This is a genomic window from Sphingomonas sp. (genome assembly GCF_042091075.1).
In the GTDB taxonomy this organism is placed as follows: domain Bacteria; phylum Pseudomonadota; class Alphaproteobacteria; order Sphingomonadales; family Sphingomonadaceae; genus Sphingomonas.
The window spans coordinates 1-6,946 of record NZ_JBELIE010000167.1 but is presented as its reverse complement, the minus strand read 5'-3'; the positions used below and the strand labels follow the sequence as shown (position 1 = coordinate 6,946).

Here is a 6,946-nt window from a genome sequence, read left to right as displayed (position 1 = left end):
CTGAAGCTGACCGGGCCCAGCGGCGCCAGCCATTATGTCGCCGCCGCCTTCCCCAGCGCGTGCGGCAAGACCAATCTGGCGATGATCGGTTCGCCGATCGAGGGGTGGCGCGCCGAGACGATCGGGGACGACATCGCCTGGATGCGCTTCGATCACGAGGGGCAGTTGCGCGCGATCAATCCCGAGGCCGGATTCTTTGGCGTCGCGCCGGGGACGAGCCCGCTCACCAACCGCAACGCGATCGAAACGCTGCGCGCCAACGTGATCTTCACGAACACCGCGCTGACCGCCGATGGCGACGTCTGGTGGGAGGGCCTGACCCCGCAGCCGCCCGCCGGGCTGATCGACTGGACCGGGCAGCCCTATGATCCCGCCAGCGGCAAGCCCGCCGCGCATCCCAATGCGCGGTTCACGGTGGCGGCGGCACAATGCCCGTCGATGGCACCGGAATGGGCCGATCCCGCCGGCGTACCGATCGGCGCGATCCTGTTCGGCGGCCGCCGGGCGACCGCGGTGCCGCTCGTGACCGAGGCGTATAGCTGGAGCCATGGCGTGTATCTGGCCACCAACATGGCGTCGGAGGGCACGGCGGCGGCGGAGAACCAGGTGGGCGAGCTGCGGCGCGACCCGTTCGCGATGCTGCCGTTCCTCGGCTATGATATCGGTTCGTATCTGGAGCACTGGATCCGGCTGGGCGCGGCCGCGGAGAGCGACGCGCGCCGCCTGCCGCGCCTGTTCCTGGTAAACTGGTTCCGCAAGGATCGCGATGGCCGGTTCCTGTGGCCCGGCTTTGCCGACAATGTGCGCGTCCTGAAGTGGATCGTAGAACGGCTCGAGCAGCGCGCGGAGGCGAGCGATACCGCGATCGGCCGGGTGCCGGCACCCGACGCGCTGGACGTCTCGGGCATGGGCCCGGTCGCCGACGCGATCCTGACGGTGGACCCCGTCATCTGGCGGCGCGAGGCCGAGGCGAACGCCGCTGCGCTGGCGCGGCTCGGCTACGTACCGGAAGCCGTCCTTGCCGAGCAGGCCCATCTGGAGGAGCGGCTGGCCGAAGTGGCGGTGGTCTGACCGCGGTCATGAAGCTCGCGCGTGTCATATAGGCGAAGCGTCCCGCCGTGCCTCAGCGGCGGCGATCGCGCGGGCGCAGGGCCCCTGTGTCAGGCGGTGAGCGCCAGTTCGTCCTGCACCGCGTCGAACAGGATCGCGCTCGAGCGGAAGCGGACGCCGGCGGCGGCATAATCGATGTCAGCCGAGCCGCCGGTTTCCTTCGCCAGCACCCGCTGGATCAATTGCGTGCCGAAGCCGGTACGGTCGGGTGCCGCCACCGCCGGGCCGCCGCTTTCTTCCCACACCAGATCGAGGCGACGGTGCGAACCTTCGCGCGCGACCGTCCACCGCAGGTCGATCCGGCCGGCCTCCGCCGTCAGCGCCCCATATTTGGTTGCGTTCGTGGCCAGCTCGTGGATCGCGAGCGCATAGGCGACGACCAGCCGTGGCGGCAAATGCACTTCCGGGCCGTCGAGCCGGAAACGCTCCGCTTCCTCGATCCCGAACGGCGCCAGCGTGCGTGCGAGCAGGTCGCGCATCGACGCACCCTCGAATTGTTGCTGGATCAACAGGTCGTTGACCCGCGCCATCGCCTGGATACGTGCCTCCAGCGTATCGGCGGCGTCCTCCAGCGTGTCGGCACGGCGCAGGGTTTGCGCGACGACCGCCTGCAGCGAGGTCAGCGTGTTCTTGACGCGATGGCGCAGCTCATGCGCGAGCAGCGTGCGATGCTCTTCCGCGCGTCGCCGCTCGGTGACGTCCTGCGACGTGCCGACGATCGCGACCGGGCTGCCATCGGGCGCATGCTGGCTTTGGCCGCGGATCTGCACCCAGCGCTCCTCTCCGGCGGGGGTGGTCAGCCGGTATTCGATATCCAGCAGGCTGCGTTCGTTCACCGCGCGATCGATCGCTTCACGTTGGCGCTCGCGATCGTCGGGATGGATCGCGGTACGCAGATCCTCCAGCGTCATCTGATCGGCGGGGTCGCGGCCAAAGATCCGCTTGCACTCGTCCGACGCGGTCAGATGCTGCGTCGCCAGTTCGACCCGCCAGGAGCCGAGCCGCCCGGCCTCGAGCGCGAAGCGCAGCAATTCCTCGGAAGCGCGCAATTCCGCCATGCGCACCGCCACCTGCTCCTCAAGAGAGTCACGGTCATGCTGCAATTGCGTCAGTCGTTCGCGCTGCAACGTCACGTCGAACTGCGATGCGAAGAAATAGGTCAGTTGGCCATCGTCGTTGAACACCGGCGATACCAGCAGCCGGTTCCAGAAGGTCTCCCCATCCTTCTTGTAGTTGAGCAATTCCAGTTCGATCGTCTCCCTCGCCTTGATCGCGGCGCGCAGACGGGTGACTTCGTCACGATCGGTGGCTGGCCCTTGCAGGAAGCGGCAGTTCTGGCCGATGATATCGGCCCGCCGATAGCCGGTGAGCCGGGCGAAGGCGGCATTGGCGAAGACGATCGGATTGTCGGGTTGGCGCGGATCGGTGATCAGCATCGGCATACGGGTAGCGCGAACCGCCGAGGAGAAAGGATCGGGGCCGCTGCCCGAGCGTATCAGTTCGCGGACGATCCGCGCTTCTTCCTCGAAATCCGGCAATGCTCGTCAGTCCCCAGGCGGTAGGCGTTCGTGCTCTGGTCCGGCACATACCTTACATAAGTGATGGATAGTCGATTGACGAGGCTGTCTTTTCGACCATGCATGCACCATGTCCGGGTCTTCGGGCGGCGGCGTTGCGGTGCCGGGCAATCATGCTGGCAGCAGCGGGACGCGGCATCGCGCGCGTGACACGTGGGGCGGGGCGCGATAGGCAGCCGGCCGTGCTCGCCGCCCGCTCCCTTCTGACGCAACGCCGTCTCGCCGCGCTGTTCGTCGCGGCGGCGCTGCTGTTGAAGCTGATCGTTCCGGCGGGTTATATGATCGCGGTCGATCATGGCCGCGTCGCGATGATCGTCTGTCCGGGCATGATGCCGGCGGCTCCGGCCACACCCGCATCGATGGGTGGGGGCGATGCGATGCCGGGCATGTCGCCCATGGCCGCGATGCACCATGCGGACGATGCCGGCCATGAACACGCGCCGTCCCATGTCGGCGCCGAAATGCCCTGCGCCTTCGCGGGCCTGTCGGCGGCGGCGCTGGGGGCGATCGATCCGGTCCAGCTTGTCGCGCTGATCGTCTTCATCATGACGATCGGTCTGGTCGTCGGCGCGGCGGTGGTGCCGGTTGCGCGTCCTTATCTCAGGCCGCCGCTCCGCGGGCCACCCGCCATCCTCTGACCCGATCTGCCGCGCCGTCGCCGATGGCGCGATCCGAATACCGCCCTGCGCGCAACGGCGCGCGGGGACAGAGGGGTTTCAACATGTTCCGATATCTGTTGCTGGCGGGCGCGACGGCGCCCTGCCTGATACTGGCCGCACCCGCGCGCGCCCAAACGAGCGATCCCGCGGGCGATGGCAGCATCGTCGTCACCGCGGAGCGTGATCCGCTGCACCTTGATACCACATCCCAGGCGGCGAGCCGGCTGGGCCTGTCGGCGCGTGAATTGCCCGCCAGCGTCGAGGTGCTGACCCAGGACGATCTGCAACGGCGCGGGCTGCGCACCGCGCGCGAGATCTTCGATACCGTCGTCGGCGCGGTCTCCGGCAACGTGCCGGGCAATCCCGCGGTGGTCAGCCTGCGCGGCTTCTCGGGCAATACCGTCTCGATCCTGCAGGACGGCGTGCGCGTATCGACCTCGACGGTCGTTCAGCGCGACACCAACAGCTGGCATTTCGACCGCATCGAGGTGCTGAAGGGCCCCGCTTCGGTGCTGTATGGCGAGGGGGCGCTGGCCGGCGTCATCAACAAGGTGACCCGCCGGCCGGTATTGGGGGAGCGGCATCTCGATACGCTGCTGTCGATCGGCAGCTTCGATACGGTCTATGCCGCGGGCGGGGTCAATCTGCCGGTGGCGGAGACGATCGCGGTGCGCGCGGATGCGAGCTACCGCAGCAGCGACAGCCTGTATGACGTTGATCGTAACCGCACCACCACCGCCGGGCTGACCGGAAGCGTGCTGTGGAAGCCGGACGATCGATTCTCGCTGCTGGTGGCGGTCGATCATTTCGAGGATCGCTATGCGGCGACCTATCAGGGACTGCCGCTGATCCCGGCGGCCTATGCGCTGGACCCGAGCGGCGCGGTAACCTCCAGCACCGGGCTGGTGGCAGACCGCGCGCTGCGGCGGCAGAATTACAATCCCGAGGGCGGCTTTTCCGGTGCGGACGAAACCACCGTCCGTGCACGGATCGACTGGTTGTTGGGCACCGGCTGGACGGTGTCGCTCGACCTGATGCGCTACACCGCCGACCGCGCCTTCGTGCTCGCGGACACGCAGACGTTCGTCGCGCCCACGGCGGCATTTCCGAACGGCAGTTTCCGGCAGACCTTCCAGGATTTCCGTCACGATCACCAGTTCTGGAACGCGCGCGGCGCGATCGCCAACGACAGTTCGATCGCGGGACATCGCAACCGCGCCACGCTGGGCGTGGAGCATAACCACACCGACTTCGTCAGCCTGCGCCAGCAGGCGCCCGCGACGGTGCTGGCGGCGGTCGACGTGCGCCGTCCGGCGTTGCTGTCGTTGCCCGTCGGCACCGCAATCTTCACCAGCGGCAATGTGACGTTCGATTCACGGCTGACGCAGACGTCGGTATTCGCGGAGGATGCCTTCAACCTGTCGTCACGCTGGCTGCTGGTTGGCGGGATCCGTTGGGACCATATCGCGCTCGACCGGGCGACGATCCAGAACGTGACCGGCGCGGTTGACCGTAACGCGCCGACCTTCGACCCGGTCTCATGGCGCGCGGGCAGCACGTTCGACGTGACGCCGGGGCTGACGCTTTATGCGCAATATACCACCGCGGTATCTCCGGTATCGTCGATCCTGCTCGCCTCGATCACCAACAGCCGATACCGGCTGACGAGTGGCCGCGCCTATGAGGCCGGGTTCAAGGCGAGCGGCTGGGGCGGGCGGATCAGCGCGACGGGCGCCGCCTATCGCATCGAGCAACGCGACATCCTGACCCGCGATCCCACCAATCCCGCCAACACGGTGCAGGGTGGGCGGCAGTCGTCGCAGGGCGTGGAGCTGTCCGGCGTGGTGCGGCCGGTGCCGGCACTGCAATTGTCCGTCGGCGCATCCTACACGGATGCGCGCTACGACCAGCTGACCGAAACGATTGGTGGCAAGGCGTTCGACCGTGCCGGCAATCGGCCGATCAACGTGCCCGCGACGACGGTGAACGGCGCCTTGGCCTATACCATCGCTGGCAAGGTCGTGATTGGCGGATCCTGGCGCCATGCCGGCGCCTTCTACACCGACACCGCCAATACGATCCGCGTCGCGGGGCATGACGTGTTCGACGCCTCGCTGACGGTGCCGGTCGGCGCGCGTGCCGCGATCGCAATTCGCGGCAGGAACCTGACCGATGCGTTCTACGGCGAATATTCGGGCTATCCGTCGACCAACGTCTATATCGGCGCGCCGCGGTCGTTCGACGTCACGCTGACGTCGCGGTTCTGAGCGGTGTCGGGCGCAACCCTGCGGCGCGCCGTCCGCCGCGTCCATCTGTGGCTTGGCATGACGGTGGGCGGGCTGTTCGCGCTGATCGGGCTGACCGGCTCCGCGCTGGTCTTCTACACCGCGATCGATGCGGGGTTGCATCCGGTGGTCGAGTCCGGCGGGGGCGCCGCACCCGATGCGTGCTCGCCGGTCTGGGACCGCGTGATCGCCACCGCGCTCGCGCATGGTCATGATCCGGCCGGCAAGTGGAGCTTCGAACTGACCGGGGCGGGAGGGGCGATCCCGGCGCGCTATTATGCGATGGCGGGGCATCACGCCGATCGCATGATGGTGTGGTTTGCGCCCGACGGCGCCCGGATCGTCCGGGCGCAGCCATGGGGCGGCTATCTGATGAGCTGGGTGTACGAAGTGCACATGGCGTTGCTGATGGGCGATACCGGGGGGCAGATTGTGGGCTGGTCGGGGGTGGCGATGCTGGTGTTGCTCGCCACCGGGCTATGGGCTTGGTGGCCGCGCGGCAGCTGGCGCAAGGCGCTGGCGTTCAAGCGCCGCGCGGCGCCGATCCGCCGCTGGCGCGACCTGCATAAATGGAGCGGCCTTGGCAGTGCGGCGATCCTGATCGTCCTGACGGGGACCGGCGTGCTGCTGGCGTTGCCAGAAGTGGCGGGGGCGTTGCTGGCCCCCGCGCCGGTGACGGTGCCGCCGCCGGGGCGCAGCGGGCCTCGCGCGCCGATCCGCCTCATGCTGGCTGCCGCGTATCGCGCCTTGCCTGACGGCCGGCTGGTATTCTTCGACGTGCCTGTCTCGACTGCCGTGCCGGTGCGCGCGCGGTTCCAGGTGCCCGGTGACCCACATCGGCGCTTCCCCGGCAGCTATGTGTTTGTCGATCAGGTCGACGCGCGGGTGCTGTCGGTGCGCGATGTCCGCCGTGCCGGTGCGGGAGCGATGGTCAACGCCTGGGTGCGGCCGCTGCATGACGGGACGATCGCTGGCTTGCCGACGCGCGTGCTGGCGCTGCTGATCGGACTGGCGCCGTCGGTCCTGTTCGCCACCGGCGTGCTGCATTGGCGCCGGCGGGCGGCGCGCCCGGCATAGGTGACTTGCCCTGCGGTGATGATGCGCCTATAGCGCCGCGCACGTTCCGTCGTTGAACGCATTGGATAAGCGCCCATGTGGTGCACGCTGGCCGGCGAGGTTTCGCCCGCCGGCGCTTTTGCGTTTGGGGCCGGATGAGGAAGGAATGGCATGTTCGATAGCCTGAGCGATCGTCTTGGCGGAGTGTTCGATCGGTTGCGTGGCCGTGGCGCGCTGACCGAGGCCGACGTGCGTCAGG

General features: G+C 68.2%; 6 protein-coding genes. 4 read left to right on the top strand and 2 right to left on the bottom strand.

Annotated features, from left to right (window positions below; all coding sequences use genetic code 11):
• The coding region (locus tag ACFDSW_RS14065; RefSeq protein ID WP_375250907.1) for a phosphoenolpyruvate carboxykinase (GTP) at positions 1-1,071 on the top strand (1,071 nt) is incomplete at its 5' end.
• Positions 1,072-1,160: 89 nt separating this feature from the next.
• Here ACFDSW_RS14065 and ACFDSW_RS14060 read toward each other — a convergent pair.
• A complete protein-coding gene (locus ACFDSW_RS14060) occupies positions 1,161-2,648 on the bottom strand; it encodes a PAS domain-containing protein (protein WP_375250906.1) in 1,488 nt (495 codons plus the stop codon).
• A 221-nt stretch (positions 2,649-2,869) separates the two neighbouring features.
• On the opposite strand from ACFDSW_RS14060, the gene ACFDSW_RS14055 reads away from it, so the two are divergent.
• The 3 genes from ACFDSW_RS14055 (at position 2,870) to ACFDSW_RS14045 (ending at position 6,708) form a co-directional block, all read left to right on the top strand.
• Complete coding sequence (locus ACFDSW_RS14055; protein ID WP_375250905.1) at positions 2,870-3,325, top strand: hypothetical protein; 456 nt, start codon at positions 2,870-2,872, stop codon at positions 3,323-3,325.
• Between the two features lie 83 nt (positions 3,326-3,408).
• Positions 3,409-5,613 carry a TonB-dependent receptor gene (locus tag ACFDSW_RS14050; protein WP_375250904.1) on the top strand — a complete coding sequence of 735 codons (2,205 nt, stop codon included), beginning with the start codon at positions 3,409-3,411 and terminating at the stop codon, positions 5,611-5,613.
• Between the two features lie 3 nt (positions 5,614-5,616).
• Positions 5,617-6,708 carry a PepSY-associated TM helix domain-containing protein gene (locus ACFDSW_RS14045; RefSeq protein WP_375250903.1) on the top strand — a complete coding sequence of 364 codons (1,092 nt, stop codon included), beginning with the start codon at positions 5,617-5,619 and terminating at the stop codon, positions 6,706-6,708.
• Between the two features lie 27 nt (positions 6,709-6,735).
• Here ACFDSW_RS14045 and ACFDSW_RS14040 read toward each other — a convergent pair.
• A partial coding sequence (locus tag ACFDSW_RS14040; protein ID WP_375250902.1) for a hypothetical protein occupies positions 6,736-6,946 on the bottom strand: 211 nt, incomplete at its 5' end.